This window comes from Bacillus cereus group sp. N31, from assembly GCF_016483245.1.
Classification (GTDB): domain Bacteria; phylum Bacillota; class Bacilli; order Bacillales; family Bacillaceae_G; genus Bacillus_A; species Bacillus_A toyonensis.
Genome location: NZ_JAEHCH010000016.1, coordinates 59,185 through 85,152 on the forward strand (window position 1 = coordinate 59,185; position 25,968 = coordinate 85,152).

Here is a 25,968-nt window from a genome sequence, read left to right on the forward strand (position 1 = left end):
TATGAAAATGCAGTTAAAAGAATATATGAATCAAACATTCCCAGGAGTTACGTTAGTACCGTCCATATACTCTCAGTGGGAAAATCATCTACATTTTGATTTTGGGAAAGATAAATATCAAATTGTAGAAGGAACCGACGATTTAAATATGGAATACTTCTCTCAACTATATACATATAATAAATACTTATTTGAAGATATATTTTTAAAAGAAGATGTAGTGTTTGTAGTAGCAAATGTTTATCGGTTTAAAAAGGAAAATATAAAAACTCCACAGAAAATAAATATATACAATAAATATATTAAAAAGAGAGATTTAAAGTTTCGTATAAGACAAGAAACGTTACCTTTTCTATTTGAAGATGAAGAAGCAGATTTATATTGTACATCTCAATTTTCTTTAAAATGTCTTGCGGAAGATATTAAATATGAACTACTTATTCAAGCTGTTAATCATGAGGATTTTCCAGATCTTTATCCTCGTTTTGGACGCAAAAAAAGAGGTTTCTTATCCTGACGTATTTCTCATTAACGCATCGAAAGATATTGTCATGTTTATTTATGATGATAGAGGATGTGAAGTCATTGCGAAGAATAAAGAAATAATACGAGGCTTATATGAAAAATACAAAGAGTGGATTCCAGTTTATGAACGAGAAAGTATAGATAGCTTATTTAAATGACAGTAGGGGAAGTGAAGTGTGTAATGAAACGTATCGCAATCGTATCCGCATGGGAACCAGAACTTACGTATTTGCATCAACATTATCCGAGTGAACGCATTGAAAAAAGAGCAGCTTGGGAATTTCATTTTCATTATATAAATGATCTGGAAATTATTTCAGTAATAACTGGTGTTGGCAAAGTAAGTTGTGCTAGTTGTGTACAATTATTAATAAGTGAATTTCAGCCGGACGAGCTATTTATGACAGGAATATGCGGAAGTTTATCAAATAAGGTGAAAAATGGTCACATTGTAGTAGCACTTAATGCAATACAACACGATGTTACTGCTGCTGGTTCAGGGGAAGATGTTTTTAATTTATATGATGGTAGAACAGCACCTATTGAAACAACAAAGTCAATTGTAAGAAAAATAAAAAAAATACGATCTTATGATCCAGTTCACTTCGGTACGTTCTTATCTGGAGATCAGCGTATTCGTAGTTCCGAAATGAGATATTTACTGCATACTGTATACGGAGCATTGGCGGTTGATCAAGAAGTCGCTGCTTTCGCTTACGTATGTCATATAAATAAAAAACCATTTTTATGTTTAAAAGCTGCTTCAGATCAAGCGAATGATAAAACGAAAGAAGAACAAAAGGTTTTTAAAATGTTAGCATGTGAACGAGCATGTGAGCATTTAATTGCTTTTTTACGTGTTTATGAGATTACTGTAGTAAATAATAGATAGTTAAAAGATTCAGGTGAAAGGAATTCATTTCATGTATTTGAATGTAGTATATAACAAGCCAAAGCGGAGGATTATATTTATATGATTCAATATAAAAGATGTAGTGAAGTAAGTATAGATTTAGTGTATGGAGCTTTTAAGGATGGATTTTCAGATTACATTATTAAAATGGATGTTTCAAAAGAAGATTTTATACAAAGATTTTTTGGACCAGAAGGTAACTCGCTAGAACACTCTTTTCTTGCTTTAGATGGTGACAAATCTGTTGGCATAATACTTGGTGGTATAAAGGTTTATGAAACTATAAAAACAATGCGTTGTGGAACATTAGCTGTTCATCCAGAGTTTCGCGGCATTGGAGTAAGTCAAAAGTTATTTGAGCTACATAAAGAAGAAGCGATACAAAATGAATGCCAGCAACTTTTTCTTGAAGTTATTGTAGGTAATGATAGGGCGATTCATTTTTATAACAAATTAGGTTATGAAAAAGTGTATGATCTTTCTTATTATAATTTAAATGATGTAACTAAATTAACAAATAAAGATAATAAAAATATTGAAGTGCAAAGATTAGAATTTCAAACATTTAAACTTGAAATTCAGAAATGGCTTAACTTCCATATAAATTGGCAAAATGATATTGATTACATTGAAAAAACAAATAATACGTATTACGGTGCATATGTTGATAATGATTTAAAAGGCTCTGTATGTGTAAATGAACAAGGTAAAATTAGTTATATTTTCGTAGATAAAGATTATAGAAATATTGGGATTGGGATGAAATTATTACAAGTAGCAAGAGTAGAATCAAATTTATCAAGTTTATCTATTGGTTTTCCAAACAACAGTTTACTAGAAGGGTTTTTAAAGAAATCTGGGTTTAAAAAGAATTCTTTAGCACAATATGAAATGTATTTATTGTTATAAAAAGCGGAAGGAATTATTCTTTGCGCTTTTTATTTTTGCACTATGAGCGTAAAATATTTCTCATATATAATCCGTGAATAAGTCCCAACATACTATATGTGGTGGTCTTTTTATTAGAAGGTTATTTATAAAGTGACAGTAAAATAACGAGAGATTACATATTGAATTAGAAACGAGGAAGCAGGTTAGAAATTATAAAACTGTTCCAGAAAGCAGTGGATAGTTTTTTGGAAATTAGATTTTTTTGAAAATAAAAAGGCGGTTGTTTCCGCAACCACCTTTCAGTAAAACAAAGCACTTTTTCAGAAATAAATTATGGATGATTCTAAAAAAAGTTATAGGATATAATCCCATTTTTATAACCGAAGTGACGAGCTTAATTTATAAGAAAGGAATGACTATATTATATGAAAATTTGTGTATAATGGTTAAAAAGAAAAGAGCAGCTAGCAACAGGTAGCTGCTCCATTAAAGACATATGCTTAAGAAATGGGTTGTTTACAGTATTGATTGAATAGTAAGGTTTATCGAGAGGAGAGGGATTATATAAATTAAATTATGATAGTCGATATTCTCCATATTGACCAGAAAAAAACTAAAAATTCTAGTGAAATTCCAAGCGTTCTTTTCTTAGGTTTTTGAATTTCTTTTATTAGATAACCTACAGCACTAATTGCTATAAGTATGAAAAGAATGAGTTCTAATGTTTCTGGCATTATATCTACTCCTAATTATATATTTAGTTTATTATATAACAATTAAAAGATTATTTGAAGATTAAAAGTAAGGATTGAAAAGTTTGAATTTGTTTCTTCTTTCGTTATCTTTTTAAATGTCACTTTCATAATAATATTTTATTTTGTAAAATATTATTATTTTATGTAGAATAGATAGGATGGGAGGGAATGAAATGAATTATGGTTTAAAGTTTAAGATTCTTGAATTACAATGTTTTATTCAAAAGACTTATTCTGATATTAAAACAGCATGTGATATTGCTATTTATCAAGAAAACACTTCTAAATATTTAATTTCATTAGGATTTTTAAATAAATCATATATGACTTATATAGAAGCAAAAAGATTTTATCGTGAAAATGACGAGCTTGTAAGTGTAGAATTTGATAATTTCTTTGATGCGTATGATAAATTAGAACACGAATTAAAACAAGTTATTTCAAGAGAAGATAAAAATCCTTCATTGCTACATAGCAAATTTGATCAGTTTCAACAGAAAATTGAAAATATAAATGACCTAATAAAAGTTTTGGAAAATGCTCGTTAATAAATTATTTTTCTTTGTTACATAGAAATTATACATTATAAACATTTTTGGGATAATATGTATTGCGAATCTATTGTAAGAAGGTGACTTTTGTTGATTACAGAAGTCACCTTTTTATAATATGCTTTATATCTGTAATTAATATATTGTGTTACACAATTCACTTTTATATGACTTCATTTATTGATGAAAATTAAAATAGAAAGATCTGAAAATAGAAACCTACTAAGGCTTATTTGCTATGATAACCTTAGAAAACTCAAACTGGATCTTTAAAAAAAGAGAATTTACACGTGAAATTTAATTTATCGAACCTTATATATATCTATAAAAAAGTTCATTAAAAGCAGTGATTTTCTCTAGGATAACTATATTTAAATAATGAATTAACGTCATTAAATTATGCGATTTTGTTTAATTTTATATGCTTTTTATTTTCTTTTTTTGATACGAATGAATAGTATAATTTTTAACAGTTTTATATTTTAGGAAATTATAAGAGGTAAATATCATGAAAAATAAAAAAGAAATAGCTATAGTTGCATTAACAACAGGATTGGCTTTAACAGCTGTAGCGCCATACGGAATAGGTCATGCAGAGGAAACAGATCAACTACAAGTTCAAATGCAGGAGGAATCGTTCCGCTCAGGTGAACTTACTCAACCGTCACAAAAGACACCAGAAAATGTAGTAAAGGATGCACTTAAGGAGAAAACAGAACAAGCGCTTTCTCTAAAGCAAGTCAATGGAGAAACAGGAGTAGATTATAAAGTCTTTCAAAAACGTGGTTCGTATGATGGGACTACACTCGTACGTATGCAGCAAACATACGAAGGAAAAGAAGTATATGGCCATCAATTAACTGCACACGTAGATAATAAGGGTGTTATTAAAAGTGTTTCAGGCGATAGCGCGCAAAATTTAAAACAAGAAGATTTGAAAAAGCCTATTAAGCTATCAAAAGAAGAAGCCAAACAATATATTTATACGAAGTACGGGAGCGATATCAAGTTCATTTCTGAACCAGAAGTTAAGGAAGTTATTTTTGTGGATGAAAATAATGGACAAGCTTCAAATGCATATCAAGTTACATTTGCTGCTGCAACACCAAGCTATGTATCTGGAACTTATTTAGTGAATGCCGATAATGGTGAAATGTTGAAAAATATGGTACAAGAATCAGGTTTAAAAGTAAGTGAAGAGCATGTTGAACCATTAAAGGAAAGTAGAAAAAACAATTTCGTATCACTAACTGGAACAGGAAAAGATGATTTAGGTATAACTCGCACTTTTGGTATTTCTGAACAAAGTAATGGGAAATATGTTCTTGCTGATTACACAAGAGGGCAAGGAATTGAGACATATGATGTAAATTATAGAGATATTACAAATGAAGAAAAATATTATCCTGGTATATTAGTAACTAGCACTTCACCAACATTTACTGATCCAAAGGCGGTAAGTGCTCATTTTTTAGCAACAAAGGTATATGATTTTTATAAAGATAAATACAAGCGTAATAGTTTTGATAATAAGGGAAAAAAAGTAGTATCAGTTGTACATGCATGGGATTCTGGAGGAACAAATAACCCTAAAAATTGGGAGAATGCATTTAGTGCTAATATTAATAATATTAGTATGCTTATATATGGTGACCCCATGGTGAAAGCGTTCGATATAGTGGGCCATGAATTTACACATGCGGTTACCTCTAGCGAATCTAACCTTGAATTTTTCGGAGAATCTGGTGCAATTAACGAAGCGTTATCTGATATTATGGGAACGGCTATTGAGAAATACATAAATAACGGGGAATTTAACTGGACAACAGGAGAACAAACTGGATCGGTTTTCCGTAATATGAAAAATCCATCTTCAATCAATTATTCAAATGGAGTACCATATCCAGATGATTATAGTAAATATAATGATTTAAATGGAGAGGATAATGGAGGCATTCATTTCAACTCAAGTATTATTAATAAAGTTGCGTATTTAATTGCTCAAGGTGGTACTCATAACGGTGTAACTGTAAATGGTATTGGTGAAGATAAAATGTTTGATATTTTCTACTATGCAAATACTGATGAATTGAACATGACTTCTAATTTCTCAGAATTGAGATTAGCGTGCCTTAAAGTTGCAACAAACAAATATGGAGCGAACTCAATTGAGGTTCAAGCGGTCCAAAAAGCTTTTGATGCAGCAAAAATTAAGGGAACAGTGAAAGAAAACGAAAAAACTGCCGAAAACCAAGTCCCAGAGTTAACTGTACCGTCTACAATTACACTACGTGTAGGTGATACGTTTGACCCGATGAGAAATGTAACAGCTGCTGATAAAGAAGATGGTGATTTAACAAATAGAGTACAGCATAAAGGCGATGTAGATACATCTAAACCAGGTAAATACATTGTGAACTACTTGGTTATCGATTCCCAAGGGGGGAATGCAACGGATACGCAGACTGTAATTGTAGAGAAAAATGAAGAAATATTAGATATAGAGCCTAAATTAACAGCGCCTATTGGAGTGACTATTAATGTAGGAGATTCATTTGTTCCGATGACAGAAGTATTAGCTATTGATAAAGAAGATGGCGATCTTACTTCTAAAGTAAAAGTTGATGGTAAAGTAGATACATCTAAAGCTGGTACTTACGTATTAACATACACAGTTACAGACTCTAAAGGTCATGAAGTAACTGCGAAACAAACTGTAACGGTTAAAGTTAGAGAAGAAGTTAAAAATGACAACCCAATACTAAAAGTACCTGCTACAACTACAATTAATGAGAATGATCAATTTGACCCAATGGTAGGAGTATCAGCTACTAATAAAAAGAACGATGACCTTACTTCTAAAGTAAAAGTTGATGGTAAAGTAGATACATCTAAAGCTGATACTTATGAAATAATATATAGTGTCAGAGATTCCGTAGGTAATGAGGTAAAGGCAATACAAAAAGTACTAGTGAAAGATAAAGACACTAGCAAAGCTAATGGTCTTGCTAGTAATAGTAATATATCAAACAATAGTAATTATGATAAAAAAGAATATACATATAAAGAGCTTCCAAAAACGGGTGCAAGTACAACTAACAGTGCAATAATGGGCATGTTGATGGTTATTGCAGCAACAGTACTCACTTTGGTTCGTAAATGTAGAAAGATACAAAAATAATGGCAGGCATAGGCATCATTCGTTTGAAGAAAAGAATTCATAATCCAGAAAAAATAAAGTGAAAAATAAGTAAAACAAAAAAGGCAGTTTGTCTTAAGTGTAAATTATATTATCGGTACCGAAGGGCGAATGTCACTAACTGAAAAATAGTTTGGCTTTTTTTTACACACAATAATGTTTAGATGAAGTTTTTACTTACTAAGATGTTAGTAGTTAAGTGGTACATTTGGCTTCCATAAAACTTTGCGCTTGGATGTGATTCTGTCTACAGAAATATATTACGTAAAAAACACGTTACTATTCTCATTAAAAATAGTAACGTGTTTTTGTTGTTTAAAAATAGCCTGAATCGTAAAGTTCATGAATGTTAGAGTAGTTTTAAATAGCCATTCATTAATTACTGAAAACACTTTGTATTAATGGAAGTTTCACCTATATGACAAGATGAGATTTCCGGTATTTACCAGGCGTTTCGTTAGTGAATTTTTTAAAAATTTTAGTAAAGTAGCTTTGATCAGTAAAATTGAGTGAAGCACAGATGTCAGATAAGGAATAGGTTGTAAAAGTTAATAATTTCTTTGCTTCTTCGATTCGTTCACGCTGAATATATTCACTTAATGAAATACCAACTTCTTTTTTAAATAATATAGATAAATAATCCGAATTCACGTTTGAAAATGTAGCAAGTTGTTTAACAGATATTGGATTGTAAATGTTTTTGAAAATGTAGTTTTTGCAAATAGCAATAGTCTGTGAATGTTGCTGTGTTTTTTGTGCCTTCACACGGTCTGCAAAAGTACAGAAAACATTTTTTAATAAATGCCAAACAGATTCTTTGTCTTTTAAATTTTCTGTTCTTTGGATGTGTAGATCATAAATCTTGTAAGCAATCCCGGATGGAAGCCCTCCTTTTATCGCATATCTAGTAGCGAGTGTAATGGATGAAATACAAATGTTTTTATGTCTTCTTAATTGATGGAATGAAGCTAAGGATGAAAGAATCTCTTGTTGAAATACATAATAATATTTGAGTACTGTTTCTTTATCCCCGTTTTCTATAGCTCCAAGTAGTTGTTGCTCTAAATACAAATTATGACAGATAGATTCGTTATTTTGCATTGAAATATATACATCTTCGTTTAAGATACTGCTATGACTTACATGAAATGAGTCACTTTTATTTTCAAATGTACTTACATTTGAAATTTTTTTATAAAGAATGTTATGGAACAAAATCGCCATATTTACAAAGAAATATTGATCTTTGAGTGACAATGAAAAGTAATAGTCTCTTGTTTTTTTATAATTCGGCATAAAATGAAAGCTGCTATCCGTTTCGTTTTTAGAAAAGCTTACATCTGTTACAGGTCCAATAATAACAGTGCCGTTCACCATATAATCGCTCTTTATGTGAATTAAAATGAAGTGCCCTAGATGTTGGTGAGTCCTGAAGATGGGAGAATTATATGAATCATTTCTCTGATAAAGCATATGTAACTGTTCTATTTTTGATGTATACAATGAAAGTGAATCATTTTTTGATGTAAAAGCTAAAAGAATATTTTTGTTGCAATCTAAAAAACAAACTGGAACTTCAAAAGATTGGAAAAACATATTGCAAATGTACTCTATCTCAACTAGACTGAGCTTTTTAGTCATATTCTTCCTCCTTACAGTTGTGCGTGATAGTTGAATAAACACATATTCCTTTTTTCATAAGTAGAAACGGAAAACTTTATCAATAAAAATTATAAACTTCTAAGAATAATACCATAATTTAACATGAATAGCACATATTATTTGAATATACAGGTAATAGTTTTGGGGAGTAGCATAAAATATGAATCATCACACTTATTTGCTAGTTACTGCTAACATGTATCAAAAAATGTTTAAGATTGGATTCAAATAGAGATAAGAGGGGGAGATTAACGAATTGGCGCCTAAGTAATTAGTAAAAATTACATATATCATACGGGGAGACGACGTAATAGTAGAAATAAGAACAGTGAATAAGTGATTGTAAACAATGGGGTGTGGGGACAACTATGTTTTATGTTATTCGTTCAAGGCTAATACTTTGTACACAATTTTATTTTTAGATGGTAATAGTAAAAAATAGATTTTTAAAATGATAGAAGTAGTAAAGGGGATAATAGAGAAATGAAAAAAATATTAAGTGTGCCTCTAGTTGTATTCTTAACGTTTTCAGCGTGGTCTAATGTATTAGTAAAGGCAGCTTCACCAACCAAAGGTTCTTTAACAATTCATAAGTACGAACAAGAAAAAGAGGGAACAACAGGAGTAGAAGGTGATGGTTCCGCAAATCAAGAGGTGCCAACAAATGCGAAACCGTTAAAAGGTGTAACGTTTGAAGTAAAAAAGGTTACATCGTTTGAAAAAATTTCAAATGATGGAAAAATCGTGAAAGAAGATGTGAAACCTGTAACGGGGGCAACTCCATCTCAAGTAGTAACTGATGATAACGGACAAGCTGTATTAAAAGATCTTCCGCTAGGACGTTATGAAGTGAAAGAGGTGGCAGGCCCTCCACATGTTAACCTAAATCCAAATACGTATACAGTAGATATTCCATTAACGAATAAAGAGGGTAAGGTGTTAAACTATGATGTTCATATGTATCCCAAAAATGAGATTAAACGCGGTGCAGTTGATTTAATAAAAACTGGTGCAAACGATAAAGCATTAGCGGGTGCAGCATTCTCTGTATTTAAAAAAGATGGAACAGAAGTGAAAAAAGAGTTAGTAACGGATGCTAATGGTTATATTCGTGTGCAAGGATTAGAGTATGGAGAATACTATTTCCAAGAAACAAAAGCGCCGAAAGGCTATGTAATAGATCCAACTAAACGCGAGTTTTTTATTAAGAACTCCGGAACAATTAATGAAGATGGAACAATTACTTCTGGTACAGTAGTTAAAGTAGAAGTAAAAAACTATGAAGAACCAACCATTGATAAAAAGATTAATGGTGATTTGGAAGCGTTACTAATAAATCCGTTAACTAATTACAATTATGATATTAAAACATTAATTCCAGAAGACATTAAAGAATACAAAAAATATGTGGTAACAGATACTTTGGACAATCGTTTAGTGATTCAAGGAAAGCCAATCGTGAAGATTGATGGAGCGGAAGTAAACGCAAGCATTGTAGATGTAGCTGTAGAGGGTCAAAAGGTAACAGCTACAGTGAAAGATTTTACAAAATTAGATGGTAAAAAAGAATTTCATTTACAAATTAAATCACAAGTAAAAGAAGGAGTACCATCTAGTTCGGAAATTTTAAATATAGCAAAAATTGATTTTATAAATAAAAATGATGTAATTGGAGAAAAAGAATCTAAACCAGTAGTTGTTGTTCCGACAACTGGAATTATTGAGTTAACAAAAATTGATGGTAATGATAAGAAGGAATTAAAAGGTGCAGAGTTTGTACTTAAAGATAAAAAAGGGAAAATAGTTGTTGTAGCAGGAAAAGAAGTAATAGGTGTATCAGATGAAAATGGTGTTATTAAGTGGTCTAACATTCCATACGGAGACTATCAAATTTTTGAAACAAAAGCACCAACATATACAAAAGAAGATGGTAAAACAGCTTCTTATCAATTATTAAAAGACCCAATTGATGTAAAGGTTAGCGAAAATAATCAAACGGTTAAATTAACAATAGAAAATAATAAAAGTGGATGGATTCTTCCAGTAACGGGTGGTATAGGAACGACTCTTTTTACTGTACTAGGCCTTACGTTAATGGTTACAGTAGTGTTTGTTTTCTTTAGAAAAAAGTTTGCTAATAAATTAAGTTCTAGGAACATGTAACCATGTGATGTGAAAAGGGGAGAAGCAAAATGCTTTCCTCTTTTCGATATTTTAGTATATACAGAGGTGGAAATATGAAACGAAATCTTGTTTTAGGAGGTATTTTTTTATTTGGATTAGGTATTTTTTTATATCCTACTATTAGTAATTGGTTGGCGACTCGTGCTCATTATTCTGAGATTGGTTCTTATGATAAGAAGATTAAAGCGCTACAAAAGAAAGAAATTGAACGTAGGGAAAAAGAAGCAGCCGACTATAATAAACAAGTCCAAACTTCCACGCAAACATTTGCAGATCCATTTGCTGAGGAAAATAGTAATCAACAAGCGTATGCCGATGCGTTAAATTTAGGTGATGTAATGGGGTATATTGAAATATCGAAAATTAAAATAAAACTGCCAATCTATCAAGGTACCTCTGAAGAAGTATTGAGTCGGGGGATAGGTCATTTAGATTATTCGTCACTCCCGGTAGGTGGTGAGAATACGCACACTATTTTAACCGGGCATCGTGGTTTACCATCAGCAAAGTTATTTTCAGATTTAGATAAGTTAAGTGAAGGAGATCTTTTTTATATTCACTCTTTAGACAAAATTCTTGCTTATAAAGTAGATCAAATTAAAGTAGTTTTACCACACGAAACGGACGATTTGAAAATTGTGGAAGATAAAGATTATACAACATTAATTACATGTACGCCTTATGGAGTAAATACAAATAGATTGCTCGTTCGAGGTGAGCGTGTAGAGTTCAACCAGAAAGAAAAACAAGAAATAAGTACAGAGGTATTTATGTTTAATAAGTGGACGGTAATAGTTCCAATCCTATTGTTATGTGCGTTTCTAGTCGTAATTTATAAGAAAAAAATAACTAGATAGATTGCATGTATCCCGCAATAACGGGCAGTGGATCCATTAATTTAGGGATAAGTAAGGAAGGTATAGAAGGGATGAAGTAAATCCACACTGATTAATGTTCACTTTTTTTGACTGTAGAAAAATACGGTAAAGGTGGGGAACAAGGAAATTGAGGCTACGATTAAAGCTGGTAAGTATTCATTTAATGGTTTTGTTAATGATATGTGTAAGTTTTGTCATATATGTACCAAAAGAAGTTTATGGATCCACGGTAGACTTAAAAGGTTTAGGTGACATATCGCGTTATAATGCAGTTATCTTTGGTAACCATAAAGCAGTTGGTGGAGACGTTGAAGGTGCAATCGCAGTTCAAGGTGATATGGATGCATCAGGTTATACGATTGTAGGTGCAGCGGCAGGTACATCTAATATAGTTGGCGAAAAATGGAGTGATGAAGGATATCCGTCCTTGTTATTGTCTGGAAAATTTAAAAAATCAAGAGATGAATCTTTTATCATTCAAAACGGAATAGTCGTTATGACAAAAGAGAGTGATCCAGATCGTACAATACAATCTTCTTATGCTCGTATTGTTTTTAAAGAAAAACAAGAAATTGATGCGAAATTCAATGAGTTCCGTAACATAGTGAACCAAGTCAATCAAGATGCAGGTCAATATAAAACGAATACCCCAATTCCAAATATGAGTTTTGGCATCGGAAAAGAGATAAACAATCCTAATATTTATGTTTCATCAGAATTGACAGGGAAAATAAATTTAGAAATAAGAGATGTATTTTTACCCAATGCTAAGGACAAAGATTTTATTGTTATGTACTCGGATGCAAGAGAGGTTACATTTAAAAATGGGTCTATTTTATATGACACGAATAATATAGGAAGGGCTACAGAGATAATTCCTACATCACAACCCTATTCTCCAGATTCACCGTTTACTGAGCTATATGGGAAAGTGATTTGGGTATTTCCTAATGCGAAAAAAATCACAGCAGAGGGGTATGGTGTTGTTGGAAGTGTATTTGCTCCAAATGCTGTATTAGAAACAAAAGGCGGTTCAATTAATGGACAAGCATTTGTCGGTGCAGTGCAACAAACTGGTGGATTCGAATTTCACAATTTCAAATTTAACTGGAAACATTGGAACAAGCCTAGTACAGGAAAAATAAAAATAAAAAAAGTAGATAGTAATAATGATGATAAAAAATTAGTGGGAGCAAAGTTTCATATAGAAGATTCAAACGGAAAAGTAGTTGGAGAGTTAATGACAGATGAAAAAGGAGAAGCGATATCTAAAGATTTACCAATAGGAAACTATAGCCTAGTGGAAATAGAAGCGCCTAAAGGTTATGAATTATTGAAAGATAAAGTAGTTGTAAAAGTAGAAAAAGATAAAGTAATAGAAATGAAAATAGGAAATAAGAAATTGCCAGATCCGGGTGGGAAAATTGAAATTGAGAAAGTTGATGACAAGGATATCAATTTAAAACTAAAAGGTGCTGTATTTCAAGTGTTAAATAAAGAAGGGAAAGAAGTTGCTAGATTAACAACAGATGAAAAAGGAAAGGTGATTTCCAGGCAATTAGTACTAGGAAAATATACGATTAAAGAAATAAAAGCACCAAACGGATATATGTTACTTAGAGATCCAATAGAGGTAGAAATTACAGAGGCGGTAAGGACACAAAAAATAACAGTAAAAAATGCGAAGAATAATTGGATGATTCCTAATACTGGTGGCAGCGGTACAACAATTTTTTATGTGGTTGGTATTTTGGTAATGTTTGGTGTGTTATATTTCTCTAAGAAAAATCATGTGTAAATAGTTATGAAAACAGTATATATAATGAACTGTTTTCATAAAATTAGACAGATTTTGCATTAGACAATTTTAATGGCATGAATTCGGTATTGTACCGGGCTCATGCTACTGAATTTCCCCTTAATTCGTTTGTTGTGATAATAATCATTATATTTTTATGACGTTTAACAATTCATTTTTCCGCTAAAGTACCACATAACGGAATAATAGAAAAGTTACATTCGACTGAATGGTTTTATTTAATAAATCCAATTTGCTTCTTAGTTCATTCAGAAACAACTTTAAACTTTTCTTTCATATTAGAGGAGGGATATATGTTTCTTAATTTGTTGAAGCAAGAAAGGTTATAGTAAACATAGAATATATTAATAAACCAAAATGTTTACGGGGTGAAAATGATGGTAATAAAACAAGATGAACTTAAAGTAGTAGTTGGAGCTGGAGTGTTTAATAATAACCCAGGTTGGATTCAAACGCAAGAAGATGAACTTAATTTACTAGACAATACCACTTGGGAAGAAAGATTTGAATACAATTCCATTTCAGCTATTTTAGCTGAGCATGTATGGGAACATCTTACGTTTGAAGAAGGTGTAAAAGCAGCTGAAATTTGTTATGAATTTTTAAAGCCATCAGGTCATATTCGATGCGGCGTCCCTGATGCATTTTTTCCGGATGTAACATACCAAAATATAGTTCAAATAGGCGGACCTGGGCCGAAAGATCATCCTGCTGCAAGTCATAAAATAGTTCATAATTACAAAACAATAACGAAAATGTTTGAAACGGCTGGATTTGAGGTAGTTCTACTTGAGTATTGTGATGAAAATGGTCAATTTTATTACAACGACTGGGATGCGAATGACGGGGTTATTTTCCGTTCGAAAAGGTATGATTCTAGGAATCGAGGCGATAAACTTGGTTTTCCATCGTTAATTGTTGACGCAATTAAAAGATAAGTCATTCAAATCAAGTAGGTATTAGTTCATGAGTCGCAAATGCGGCTTTTTTATTTGTGCTGAAATTATAATAAATCAATCAATTTTCAAAATGTCATCTACACATTAAATTAATATTTAGTTTCCATATAGATTTCTTTTATGCATAAATTCGTGTAAAATAAGAACATACATTCTACACGAGAGTGAGGGGAATAAATATGTTAGCTGAGATAGAGAAACAATCTATTGGGTATATTGTAAAATTTCAACGCCAATTTCCTTATACGATAGAGGAAGTTTGGTCTGTGTTAACTGAAAACAGTAAGCTTAAAAAATGGATGTCTAATTTGCAGATTGAAAACCTTAAAACAGGTGGAATGATAAAGTTCGATATGATGGACGGTTCATTTTTAAATATTGATATTTTAGAGTGTCAACTAAATGCAGTACTTGAATTCAAATGGGATAAAGATCGTGTCCGATTTGAAATACATAAAGCAGGAAATGGATCCCTATTACTTCTTAAAGAATTCATTCATGAATTAACAGATCATACACCGAAAGATATTGCTGGTTGGCATATTTGTTTAGAACTTTTTTCTTCCGTGTTAGAAGGAAAAGAGAAAGAATTTCCAAAAGATGAGTGGCAACAATGGTTTGAAAAATACAAGATCAATATTCATGAACTGAAAGGATAATTGCATAATAGGTAATATTAATTATGTAATTATCCTATTATAAAAATGTTTTTTAAGAAAATAAGAATAGAGGTTAATATGAAAGTAAATCAATTAATTGCAAATAACATAAATAAATTAGATACTATCATTCCGTTTAATAAATCACTTGGTATTGCTGGTATATCTGGATCTGGAAAAACAACTCTTTGTCAAACAATTGGTGAAGAATCCAAGAAGCGTCTAGTTTCCTTATTGCCAAAGGCTGAATATCAATATTTATTTCCTAATATAATGGAGACTAATTTTAGTGCTATTAAGATGGAAGAAATGCCTTTAGTCCTTTTTCTAGGGAAATCATCGATTTCTTCCAATCCGCGCTCGACAATTGGTACTCATACAGGTGTTTTTAAAGAGATTCGTGAAAAACTTGCTGAAGAATTTAATCTATCTCCTGAGGTTTTTTCATTTAATAATCCGCTAGGTTGGTGTGCTGCTTGTAAAGGGCGTGGTACTACTAAAAATATTGAGTGTAAAAAATGTAAAGGAAAACGTTTTAGTGAAGAAGTTGAACAACATACTATTGAGTTATTTGCTAGACCACATACAATTTCGGATATTAACGATTTAAGTGTTGAATCTATTCTTTCATTAGCAGAAGAATTAAATATTAGTGAAGCAAAACAACATATTTTACAAAATATTATTAATATGAACATCGGCTATTTAACATTAAATCGAATTATGGGTACGTTGTCAGGTGGAGAATTAACACGACTTTACTTAGCTGAATTCATGGCAGTAAGTGAAAATGCAGTAATTATTATTGATGAGATTTCTGTGGGGCTTGATCACGTAACATTATTACAAATATTAGAAGAGATCAAAAAATTAGGGTGCAAAAATCAAATTTGGCTCATTGATCATTCAGATACAGTACTGGATACAACTGATGAGCAATTATTCTTTGGACCTGGTAGTGGAAAATATGGCGGGAAAATTGTGAAAGAATCACCAAGGCCAAAGCCATTACTATCAGAACGAAATTACGAAGTGCCAACAGAATATTATACATTCCATGAATTATATTGTCGAAATATCCAAATGACTAAGTTTCAGATTTCTAAAAATAGACTTGTAACTGTTACTGGGGAATCAGGATGTGGAAAATCTACACTTGTTAATGAATGTATCGCTAAAGATTTTCAAAAGCGATATCCAAAAGACAAACTTGTTATGGTAGGACAAGATCGCAATCAGTCAATTACAAGTCGATCAACTGTTGCTACTTTCCTTGATATTAAAAAGAAACTGACAAAGTATAGTGAAGAAATTGATGATATTTTTGAACGTTCAATTGAGGATATTATTGATGACCTTCCAAATGAAGATATCGCATATAAGCGCTTGAGTTTACTAATCAAATTAGGACTCGGCTATTTAACATTAGAAAGAAAAACACAAACATTATCAACAGGTGAGTTTCAATGTGTTCATTTAGTGTCGGAGTTATTTGCCAACACAAGAAACCTACATACTTTATTTATTTTTGATGAGCCTTCAAAAGGTTTATCACAAAATATTTTAAATCAATTTATAGATAGTGTCAGAGGGATTTTACAAGATGAATCAGTCTCAATCATAATGATTGAACATAATAGTTACATGCTAGAAAGTTCGGATTATATTGTTGATTTTGGGAAAAGACAGCTTGAATCTGTAGAACATCTTGATGTTATTAGTCATAATGATTATTATCGTCAAAAGAGTAGTGTGAAAAAGGCTGCACAAATACATATTTCTTCAACGCTAAAGCGTAAAGAAGGAATTCACTATGTAAAAGAAAATCATATTAACTATTTTAAAAATGCTGAAAACGTTTATAAGGGTGGTATTTTAAAAAGTTTATCATCAATGGCCCGATTAATTTATGGCGAATATGAATCTGATACAATTGCACCAATAATTGCTATTGATCTTGAAAGACATTTGTATAGTCAATATAGTTTCTTATATGAGATTGGTGGATTAATTAATCAAATTATAGCTTCCCATCCAACCAATAAAGATACGAGAAGTTTTGATTTTTATTCACAGGATAATCACTGTCCGTCTTGTTCAGGTCGCCTTAAGATTGAAATCTTTAATAAAGACATTACAATACAAGATAAAAATGTTCCATTTTGGGATGGTTTATTCGATCCGGAAATCATGAAAGTATTGAAATTTTATCAATATGAAAAAATAGAATTTTTATTTGAAGAAATTAAAAATGAACTCGGTCATGATTTATCAAAGAGCTATAATGATATGTCAGAAGAGGAAAAACATACATTTTGGTACGGGTATTTTGAAAAATCATTTTATGATAAGAAAGGTAAGACACGTAGAACATGGGTAGGATTTAATACGATCATTGGTGGATATATTGTGATTTCTAAAGCAGCTATTAAAGAACAAATTAAGGAATCTAAAGAAATCATGACATGTCCAATTTGTGAGGGGACGGTTTTAAATCATCATAAATCGCTTAAGTTTGGAAACTCAGATATTCGTGAAATAATTAATCAGCCTATGGATGAAGTGTTGAACACAGTTGGTAATTTACCGGCACTCGTTAAATTGAAGTCTATAATAGGTGGAGATATGAGATTGACGGAAGATGTTTCTTTATTGCCAAGAAAAGTACAAGTTGCACTGAAAATGTTCGAATTAGAACAAGCAAGTTTTTCAAATTATGAAATAGTGTTACAAAATGTTTTACCATTCTGGGACGAAATTAAAGGGAATATAGAATCCATTAGCGCCAATAATCAAGTAACTATTTGTGATTTTTCTAATGTTTATGAAACAAGAGAAACCATTATAGATCAGTATTTCACAAATGGAAAATATAAAAAACTAACATATGTTTACGAAGCATTTGGTTACAAAAAATTAGTTACACAAATTAATAAAATTAAAAAAAGCAACCCATGTCCATTCTGTAACGGAAAGAAAGTTATAACTGAAGATAACCTACATGATGGCGTGTTTAAATTAACAATTTCATGTGTCACTTGTAATGCAAGTGGTATTAATGCTGAAGGGCTTAAAGAAATTGTTGATGGCATAGATGTGCAAACATGGTTAACTGGAACAGTTAGTGATGTTGTGGATGAAAGTTTATTAACGGAGGCCGTTGCAGAAATACCGATTTTTAATCGTATTCGTGAGTTGGATAAACGAGATATGATGGCTGTTTATGAATATTTGGAGCTTAATAAGTAAAATTTTATTAGTTTATGTGTTATTAAAACCACTAAATCAATTAATATTAAGCGTGTATTCTTAATGGTGAATGTAATAGCACAGTATGATTATTACGAAATAACGAAAGAAGATCCAACTTCTTAATGTCAAAATTAAGAAGTTGGATTTTTTAGTATTTTTATGTCCCACATACAATATTTCTCACTACGGAAAGAAGTATAAGTATAAGTATAAGTGGAAGGGAGAATCAAAACTAAAAGGGATAAAAGGTTGATATATTATGTAATAATTATATTATAAAAGTGAAAATTAGAGATAAATATAGGTCATGAGTGTTAATTGGTGTTTATAAACCTTTTGTTTTATTATCTGATTTTTTAAATTTAACAGAACAAGTTTAATTAAAGGGCATTTAGAAATGTGTGTATTATCGATTTTATCGAGAAAGAAAAGTTATGGATATGAAATTATGAAAGAGCTTGAAGTACACAATTTAAAATTGAAAGGAGTAGGAAGTATTTATCCCATTTTAACTAAGTTGAAAAATCAAGAATGGGTTAATACATATCAAGAAGTAACAGCCAGTGGCAAAGTTAGAATTTATTATGAAATTAATGACAGCGGGAAAATACGACTTGAGAAGAAAATTAATGAGTGGCTAAATTTGCAATCTGATATTCAAACATTATTAAAAAGCGGTTTGAAAGGAGACCTTTTGAAATGAGGAATGAACTAAAAGGTAAAGAACAGCAATTTTTAACTGACGTACTTAAAGAATTAAAGCAATACGATATAAGTATAGAAGAAAGGGAAAATATTAAACGACAATTATTAGAACATTTTCAGGAATGTCATGAAGATGGTGAGGATAGTCTAAACGATCTAGGAACTCCTCAATTATTTGTTCAAGATTTTTTGGAAATAAATGAAATTGATATACGAGTAAAAATGAAACAATTTCAAAATGAAAATGGAAAATCAAATTCACTACTATTAAGTGGCATATTCATTGCATTTATTACTTACCTCATCTCACAAACTACACTTTCAATATTTTTAACTGAATCATATAATTCAACTCATAGTAAAAATTCATTTAATTATAATCTTTTATATCGTATAGCAGAGAATCAGTGGTGGAACTATGTATTAATAATGATTAGTTTTACACTCTCTGTATTAGTATTTATTAGCCTAGTAATTTATAAAAAAAGAAAGCTATCTAAAGTATAATGAAGAAAATTATCTATAAAGTATTTCAAATTTGTATTCTTTGTAATGTATTAATATTATGTATCGTACATCCAAAAGTTTATGCTGAGCAAAATATTAAAGTTACTTTAGATAAGTACATTGAAAAATTTATAAAGGAGCAGAACATTCCAGGAGCTTCTGTTGCAATTGTACATCATAAAGATGTATTCTTCGCAAAATCGTGGGGAATTACTGGAGAGTCTGAAAAAAAGGTAACTAGTAAAACACCGTTTGCAATCGGTTCAATAAGTAAATCTTTAACAGCTTTAGCTATAGTAAAGTTAATAGAAGATAAAAAGATAAAATTAGAGGATTCAGTTCAACAACATCTCCCTTGGTTTAAACTAAAAGATCCTCAATTAACCTCGAATATAACAATTCAACATCTACTAACTCATACGAGTGGAATAAATACATATGAAGGTTTAGCGCTATCAGATAAGCAATTAAAAAGTTCTACATCATTAAAAGAAAATGTAATGAAACTTTCAAATGTAAAATTAACTGCTCCACCAGGGGAAATATATCAATATAGTAATGCGAATTATATTGTTTTAGGTGCACTTATTGAGGAAGTAACAAATGAAACATATTCTTCATATATGGAAAAGCATGTTTTTCAGCCATTTGAAATGAATGGTGCGGCAGCAAATAAAGATAGTGCATATGAAAAAGGATATTTAACAGGCTATCAATCTTGGTTTGGTATACCAAGAAAAAGCGTAGTGTCCTATGATAATGCTGGGACACCGTATGGTTATATTACCGCGAATTTGGAAGACATGATTCAATATATTATGTTTTTAACTCGCAAAGAGCACACTCAATTTTTAAAGAGAGAAAATATTGACCTTTATTTATCACCACTTTATAAAATAAATCCAGAAAAAAGTTATGGGTTTGGATTAAGAACAACGAATTTAAATGACAACGAAACGATGATTTGGCATTCAGGATCTACCCCTGATGCTCATGCAGAAATGTTTACTTTCAATAATAGCGGCTGGGGTGGTGTGATTTTAACGAATAAAAATCATGTATTAGAAGAGGCGGCACTAGTGGTGTTGAAAAAGGGGATTATTAGTATTTTGAATGGTGAAGAACCTAATGAAGTCCCTAAAAATATCCCAATCACACAAATTGTAATGTCGTTAATTATACTCATACTTTTCATTACATCGATTATGTTAATTAAAAAATATAAACATAAGAAAAATCGTAAAAAATCCAATTGGTTTTTCGTAGGGAGTCTATTTCTAATATTATCAATTATTTTAATCCCACTTCTTACTTATAGTACAAATTCACCGTGGCATACGATTGAAGTATTTTCAGCAGATGTAGCTTTACTAACTAGAATTATAATAACCTTATTTGCTGTAAACGGACTAATATCAATCTTAATTGCCTTAAGAAGGCAGAAAGAAGGTAATTAATTAAAGAATTATAATTCAAGTTGTTATAAACAGTTGACTCTCACACGATGTCATTGTTTAAAATAAAGTTGGGCTTCGAAGTAGACAGAATTTTTAGGAGGAAACCATGTTTAAAATTGGAGATTTTTCAAAATTATCTTCCATTAGTATACGTATGTTGAGACACTACGATAAAGTGGAGCTATTACAGCCAGTAAAAGTCGATGAGCAAAGTGGTTATCGATATTATTCAGCGGCTCAACTAAAGAAAGTAAATCAAATTCAAACGTTAAAAGACATGGGGTTTAATATCGCTACCATTAAAGAAATAATAGAATGCGATAATATAGATAGTATAAAGGAGCAATTTCTAAATCGTAGTACTCAAATTAAAGAAGACATGAATAACCTCCAAAAACAATTACGTCTCCTCGAAAACTCAATGAAAACGATGAGAGAGGATGTTGTTGAGGTGAACTATCATGTTTCAATAAAAGAAATTCCAGAAAGAAATGTAGCTACTGTTAGAAAGGTTATTCCATCGTATAATTGTGAAGGCGATTTATGGAGTATATTAATGCAAGAAATTCATATGAAAAATATTAGTATAGCTCACCCGAGTTATAGTATCGCTGTCTTCCATGATCAAGAATACAAAGAAAATGATGTGGATATAGAAATACAGATAAATATCTTAGGAAAGCATGAAAATACAAAAGATGTTCATTTTCAAAAAATAGAGCCAATCAAAGTAGCTTCTATAACAGTAAGCGGAAGTTATGAACAAATGACAAACGTAAATGAAGCAGCCGCAAAATGGATTGAGACGGAAGGTTACGAATTAGCAGGCCCGATGTTTAATATTTATCATGTGAGCCCAGCGATGGAACCGGATCCTAATAAGTGGGTTACAGAGGTTTGTTATCCAATCAACAAATAAGCAAAAAAAGGCATATTTTATGCCTTTTTTATTTTATTGTACTCCAAAGTGTTTAGAAAAATGGTGTGTCTGTTGAATTCATTCACTATAAGTTTGAATGTGAGAATAAATGAGGTACTTAAAAATATTTTTCATCTAATTGAAATTGTGTTTTAAGTAAAGCCCTTAAGATAATATACAGGTGAATAAAATTAATTTAATGATATGTGTATCCTCCATCAGGAAATAATACACTACCCGTAGTAAACCCATTTTGCATTAAATACAAGACAGTATGTGCAATTTCATCATAATTCCCAGGTCTTTGTACAAGAGAAAGAGACTTATAATCTTCATAAGCAGCTAGTCTTTTTTCATTTTTTTCATTCTCTCTCTGTATCGTTCCAGGAGAAACAACATTAACTCTAATCGGAGCTAATTCAACAGCTAAAGCTTTTCCTAAACTTTCAATAGCACCATTACAAGCTCCATAAGCAGGTGCGCCTTTAAGTGGTCTTTGACTAAATGCACCAGACATTAACACGATAGATCCAGAGTTTGAAAGAAAAGGAATGGCATATTTTACGGCATAATATTGAGGCCAAAACTTTCCGATAAAGCTACTTTCAGCAACTTCCTCCGTAGCGGTTAGTGGTCCAAGTGTATAAGAAGCCCCCGGTGTGAATAAATGATCAAATTTCCCGACATCTTTGAAAAAATTTTGTAATTGCTCTTTATTTTGATTATCCAATACATAAGTTTGAAGGTGATTGTTATTTATTAATTCTTGAGCAGCCTCTAGCTTTTCTTCCGAGCGTCCGGCAATAATGACGTGTGTGCCTTGTTCAATTGCTTGTTTTGCTGTTGCTAATCCAATACCAGAACTTCCACCAATAATAACGATTTGTTTATCTTTTAATGTAGTAAAAGACATGATTAAGCCTCTCCCTTAATATAAAATTAAAAAGAAATGTGTGTTGCTTTTATTATTCGTTAAAAAATGGTTTTTGAAAAGTACGCACTTTACTTGTACTTAGTCGCAACTTTCGTACTAATGAATTAGTGAACGGAGAAATAACATGAAAGATTATTTATTATGATCTATGATGGGATTGGGGAGGAGAGGTGAGAAGATGGATTTACAAGAACCTAAATTAAAAGGGGTAATAGCGACATTACAAATAATCGGTGGGAAATGGAAGCCATTGATTTTATTTATTTTGCTAACAGATGGAACGAAACGGTTTGGTGAATTAAAGAGATTAATACCCGATATATCTCAAGGAACATTAGCGAAGCAGCTTCGTGAATTAGAGCAAGATCAACTAATAAAACGTGAAATGTATCAAGAAATACCACCTAAAGTGGAATATAGTTTATCTGAGCATGGAAAAACGGTAAGCACGGTGTTGGATAGTATGTGTGGTTGGGGTAGAGGACATTTAGAATTCACCGATAAAAATAGACTATAAAATTATTATGTAAACTAAATGATTTTGCGGAAAGGTATTTTTTGATAATTTATATTTTATTATATATAATTAAAACATGTTATTATACATAGAATCTTCGAATTGAGATGGGGTAGATGAAATCCTATATTATTCGAAGTAACTAGTTGTTCGGGGCTGAAAAAATGCATACTAGATATAAAAGAAGCTTTACGAGAATATAAACTATGAGTCTATATCGAGGATCGTCAGTATTAAACATTTCATGCATTTTACAAAGGGGAAATAATAAAATGAACGAATTAGAATACAAAAACTTTTATGATAAAGTAGGAAGATTAAATGGGTGGGATTTCAGTAAGCTGAAATGTGAAACGGTAGGAGACACTTGGGACTTTTATGGCGAAGTGAAAGAAAGATGCAAACCATCAGACATGCTACTTGATATAGGTACAGGTGGAGGAGAGAATGTACTTAACATAGCATCTTCAGCAAAATTGTTAATTGGAATAGATAATTCTAATGGCATGATTGAAACAGCACATTCCAACTTGAAAAAAATAGGTGTACAAAATGTTGAGTTTCTCTAAATGGGTTCTGAAGCTTTAACGTTTCCGCATGCTTATTTTGATATTGCTTCTAGTTGTCATGCACCGTTTCTAGCATCTGAGTTAGCAAAAGTAATGAAAAAAGGTGCTTTTTTCTTAACACAACAAGTTTGTGAACATGATAAATTAAACCTTAAAGAAGCATTTGGCAGAGGACAATGCTTAGGTGAAAGAGATGGCACTTTAAAAGAAAAGTATATGAGTGAACTTATTAATGCAGGACTTGAACTCGTGCAAGTACGTGAATATGATGTTACCGATTATTACAGTACACCTGAAGATCTCATTTTTTTATTAAAACATACGCCTATTATTCCTAATTTTGGAGAAGAGGAAGAGGATTTTACTATTTTACAAAAGTTCATCGACGCGAATAGTTCTGAAAAGGGGATTCGTACGAATTCAAAGAGGTTTATGATTATTGCTGTTAAATTATAATATACATTAGCGTAAAGGCAGATTTTATTTTAAAGAAAATTTGCTTTTTTGTATGGAAAAAAGCAGGGTAAACTTAAAAAAAATAGAAATAATCATAATGTAAATTTGAAAATTAAAATATGGAGGATAACTGTTTTGAAACGTTACTATATTAACAATGAAAAATTAATCGTACATATTACTGAGTGGGGAGAAAATGATAAACCCGTTATTTTTTGTTTACATGGATTAGGTAGTACAAGTTTAAGTTTTATAGAAATCGCAGAAAAACTAAAGGAAGAGTATAGACTTATATCCATTGATGCACCTGGGCATGGTAAAACACCGCCCTTTGAAAGAACAGAAGATTACGAGATGCAAAACTTAGCAAATTGGTTAAATGAAATAATGAATGAACTGAAAATTGAAAATTTTTATTTTCTATCACATTCGTGGGGAAGTTTTGTAGCGCTATTTTATTTGTTACATAATCCAGAAAAGGTATTAGGGAGTATTCTCATTGATGGAGGGTACCAAACGAAAAGGCTTCAAGAAGAAACGTTGGAAGAAGAAATTGCTTATTATGAAAAGGACTTTGAAGAGTATGTATTTAATAGTTGGGATGATTTCTTTAAAAGTGAAAAAGAAGCGTATACAAGATGGTCTCCATTATTAGAACTTGCAGTTAAGGATCTTGGTATAGAAATAGATAATAAAGTATGTTGGCATGCGAGGGGTACAACAGCTGGTAATATCGTAAAGGGTATGCACAAGGATGAAACAATGGATATATATGAGGAGTTACCATCTAATATAATATTACTTCGTGCTACAGTACCAGAAATTTGGGATGAGTATAGAGGGAAGACAGCGAGTATTTTTAGTGAGAGAACAAAAGCGACAGTAAAACTAATCCCGAATTCTACCCATCTGTTACATTGGGATTATCCGGAGGTTATAGTAGAAGAAATAAGAAAACATTGGTAAAGTCCAATATAATTTAAAAAGGTTGATTCTTGTAATATATTAGAATCAACCTTTTTGAAGTGGATGTAATAAAACGTATTGAGTAAGTTGTTTGCTTAAAGTGTTATTTTTTTGCCGGTGTATTTCCCATCGCGATAGAAATTCTATTCCAACTATTAATTTGATTAATAATCAAGACAAGGTCAATATATTGTTTTTCATCATAATGTTCACATACTCGTTTGTATAGGGAATCAGGAACTCTTTTAGTAGGAATAAGTGTAATATGCTCAGCTAATTCAATTGCGACTTTTTCCTCCGCTGTATAAAAAGTACATTCACCCCAAGTACTTAAGCAATAAATTCTTTGTTCAGTCTCTCCCATTTTTCGTGCATCAGATGTATGTAAATCTATGCAGTAAGCACAGCCATTGATTTGAGAAACTCTAATTTTAATAAGTTCTCTAGTCGTTCGATTAATCGTGGATTGTTTTGTGTACTTTTCCATGTCCATCATAATTTTCATAGCATCAGGTGCAGCATCATAGTAAGAAATTCTTTGCGTCACAACACAACACTCCTTTTAGCTTAAAATATTATTCATTATATCTTGAAGTGGTCGTTCATACTAATTATTTGTACTAAAACGCAAACTGCTTAAAGCTTAGATTGTATTAGCTGAAAATGTTAACGCAACAGTTCTAATACAAAA

The 25,968-nt window shown here is 31.3% G+C and carries 20 protein-coding genes and 2 pseudogenes; 18 read left to right on the forward strand and 4 right to left on the reverse strand.

Features of this window, described 5'->3' with window-relative positions; all coding sequences use genetic code 11:
- The first annotated feature begins 7 nt into the window (after positions 1-7).
- The 3 genes and pseudogenes from JDS81_RS19100 (at position 8) to JDS81_RS19110 (ending at position 2,347) form a co-directional block, all read left to right on the forward strand.
- A pseudogene (locus JDS81_RS19100) lies at positions 8-683 on the forward strand (DUF3885 domain-containing protein).
- A complete protein-coding gene (mtnN, locus tag JDS81_RS19105) occupies positions 680-1,417 on the forward strand; it encodes a 5'-methylthioadenosine/S-adenosylhomocysteine nucleosidase (RefSeq protein WP_000215738.1) in 738 nt (245 codons plus the stop codon). Before JDS81_RS19100 ends, mtnN begins: the two are co-directional and overlap by 4 nt.
- An 81-nt stretch (positions 1,418-1,498) precedes the next feature.
- Complete coding sequence (locus JDS81_RS19110; RefSeq protein WP_000617087.1) at positions 1,499-2,347, forward strand: GNAT family N-acetyltransferase; 849 nt, start codon at positions 1,499-1,501, stop codon at positions 2,345-2,347.
- 551 nt (positions 2,348-2,898) lie between these two features.
- Here the strand turns inward: JDS81_RS19110 and JDS81_RS19115 are convergent.
- On the reverse strand, positions 2,899-3,063 hold the full coding sequence (locus JDS81_RS19115) for a hypothetical protein (RefSeq protein WP_001115306.1): 165 nt from the start codon (positions 3,061-3,063) through the stop codon (positions 2,899-2,901).
- A gap of 194 nt (positions 3,064-3,257) precedes the next feature.
- Here JDS81_RS19115 and JDS81_RS19120 point away from each other — a divergent pair, with 194 nt between their 5' ends.
- Positions 3,258-3,632 (forward strand): hypothetical protein, encoded by a 375-nt coding sequence (locus JDS81_RS19120; RefSeq protein WP_001106151.1) that lies wholly within the window; start codon positions 3,258-3,260, stop codon positions 3,630-3,632.
- A gap of 511 nt (positions 3,633-4,143) precedes the next feature.
- The gene (locus tag JDS81_RS19125) at positions 4,144-6,816 is read left to right on the forward strand and encodes a M4 family metallopeptidase (protein WP_097952795.1); all 2,673 of its coding nucleotides are present in this window, start codon (positions 4,144-4,146) and stop codon (positions 6,814-6,816) included.
- A gap of 432 nt (positions 6,817-7,248) precedes the next feature.
- Here JDS81_RS19125 and JDS81_RS19130 read toward each other — a convergent pair whose 3' ends face one another.
- Positions 7,249-8,475, reverse strand: coding sequence for an AraC family transcriptional regulator (locus JDS81_RS19130; protein WP_142312527.1), 1,227 nt, complete (start codon positions 8,473-8,475; stop codon positions 7,249-7,251).
- A gap of 504 nt (positions 8,476-8,979) precedes the next feature.
- Between JDS81_RS19130 and JDS81_RS19135 the strand changes: the two genes are divergently transcribed.
- The 10 genes from JDS81_RS19135 (at position 8,980) to JDS81_RS19180 (ending at position 21,835) form a co-directional block, all read left to right on the forward strand.
- Complete coding sequence (locus tag JDS81_RS19135; protein WP_097952793.1) at positions 8,980-10,659, forward strand: LPXTG cell wall anchor domain-containing protein; 1,680 nt, start codon at positions 8,980-8,982, stop codon at positions 10,657-10,659.
- Between the two features lie 74 nt (positions 10,660-10,733).
- Positions 10,734-11,537, forward strand: coding sequence for a class C sortase (locus JDS81_RS19140; RefSeq protein WP_097952861.1), 804 nt, complete (start codon positions 10,734-10,736; stop codon positions 11,535-11,537).
- 148 nt (positions 11,538-11,685) lie between these two features.
- Positions 11,686-13,356, forward strand: a complete 1,671-nt coding sequence (locus JDS81_RS19145) for a SpaA isopeptide-forming pilin-related protein (protein ID WP_097952791.1) — start codon at positions 11,686-11,688, stop codon at positions 13,354-13,356.
- A gap of 395 nt (positions 13,357-13,751) precedes the next feature.
- A complete protein-coding gene (locus JDS81_RS19150; RefSeq protein ID WP_141499444.1) occupies positions 13,752-14,315 on the forward strand; it encodes a class I SAM-dependent methyltransferase in 564 nt (187 codons plus the stop codon).
- 200 nt (positions 14,316-14,515) lie between these two features.
- Positions 14,516-14,995, forward strand: a complete 480-nt coding sequence (locus JDS81_RS19155; RefSeq protein ID WP_097952787.1) for an SRPBCC family protein — start codon at positions 14,516-14,518, stop codon at positions 14,993-14,995.
- Between the two features lie 78 nt (positions 14,996-15,073).
- On the forward strand, positions 15,074-18,244 hold the full coding sequence (locus JDS81_RS19160; protein ID WP_097952785.1) for an ATP-binding cassette domain-containing protein: 3,171 nt from the start codon (positions 15,074-15,076) through the stop codon (positions 18,242-18,244).
- Positions 18,245-18,644: 400 nt separating this feature from the next.
- Complete coding sequence (locus tag JDS81_RS19165; protein WP_097952783.1) at positions 18,645-18,950, forward strand: PadR family transcriptional regulator; 306 nt, start codon at positions 18,645-18,647, stop codon at positions 18,948-18,950.
- The gene (locus tag JDS81_RS19170; RefSeq protein WP_140158458.1) at positions 18,947-19,459 is read left to right on the forward strand and encodes a DUF1700 domain-containing protein; all 513 of its coding nucleotides are present in this window, start codon (positions 18,947-18,949) and stop codon (positions 19,457-19,459) included. The genes JDS81_RS19165 and JDS81_RS19170 overlap by 4 nt, the downstream gene beginning before the upstream one ends.
- Positions 19,459-20,916, forward strand: coding sequence for a serine hydrolase domain-containing protein (locus JDS81_RS19175; RefSeq protein WP_097952781.1), 1,458 nt, complete (start codon positions 19,459-19,461; stop codon positions 20,914-20,916). Before JDS81_RS19170 ends, JDS81_RS19175 begins: the two co-directional genes overlap by 1 nt.
- A 106-nt stretch (positions 20,917-21,022) precedes the next feature.
- Positions 21,023-21,835 (forward strand): MerR family transcriptional regulator, encoded by an 813-nt coding sequence (locus JDS81_RS19180; RefSeq protein WP_097952779.1) that lies wholly within the window; start codon positions 21,023-21,025, stop codon positions 21,833-21,835.
- A gap of 196 nt (positions 21,836-22,031) precedes the next feature.
- On the opposite strand, the gene JDS81_RS19185 is transcribed toward JDS81_RS19180, so the two are convergent.
- Positions 22,032-22,748, reverse strand: coding sequence for an SDR family oxidoreductase (locus tag JDS81_RS19185; protein WP_097952777.1), 717 nt, complete (start codon positions 22,746-22,748; stop codon positions 22,032-22,034).
- A gap of 199 nt (positions 22,749-22,947) precedes the next feature.
- Between JDS81_RS19185 and JDS81_RS19190 the strand changes: the two genes are divergently transcribed.
- The 3 genes and pseudogenes from JDS81_RS19190 to JDS81_RS19200 all read left to right on the forward strand — a co-directional run bounded on the left by JDS81_RS19190 (position 22,948) and on the right by JDS81_RS19200 (position 25,277).
- Positions 22,948-23,286 (forward strand): winged helix-turn-helix transcriptional regulator, encoded by a 339-nt coding sequence (locus JDS81_RS19190; protein WP_097952775.1) that lies wholly within the window; start codon positions 22,948-22,950, stop codon positions 23,284-23,286.
- 272 nt (positions 23,287-23,558) lie between these two features.
- Positions 23,559-24,311 (forward strand): annotated as a pseudogene (locus JDS81_RS19195) (class I SAM-dependent methyltransferase).
- Positions 24,312-24,446: 135 nt separating this feature from the next.
- Positions 24,447-25,277: an alpha/beta fold hydrolase gene (locus tag JDS81_RS19200; protein WP_097952773.1), complete on the forward strand. Its 831-nt coding sequence runs from the start codon at positions 24,447-24,449 to the stop codon at positions 25,275-25,277.
- Between the two features lie 103 nt (positions 25,278-25,380).
- On the opposite strand, the gene JDS81_RS19205 is transcribed toward JDS81_RS19200, so the two are convergent.
- Entirely contained in the window at positions 25,381-25,824 is a 444-nt protein-coding gene (locus tag JDS81_RS19205; RefSeq protein WP_097952771.1) for a carboxymuconolactone decarboxylase family protein, read from the reverse strand.
- Between the last annotated feature and the right edge of the window lie 144 nt (positions 25,825-25,968).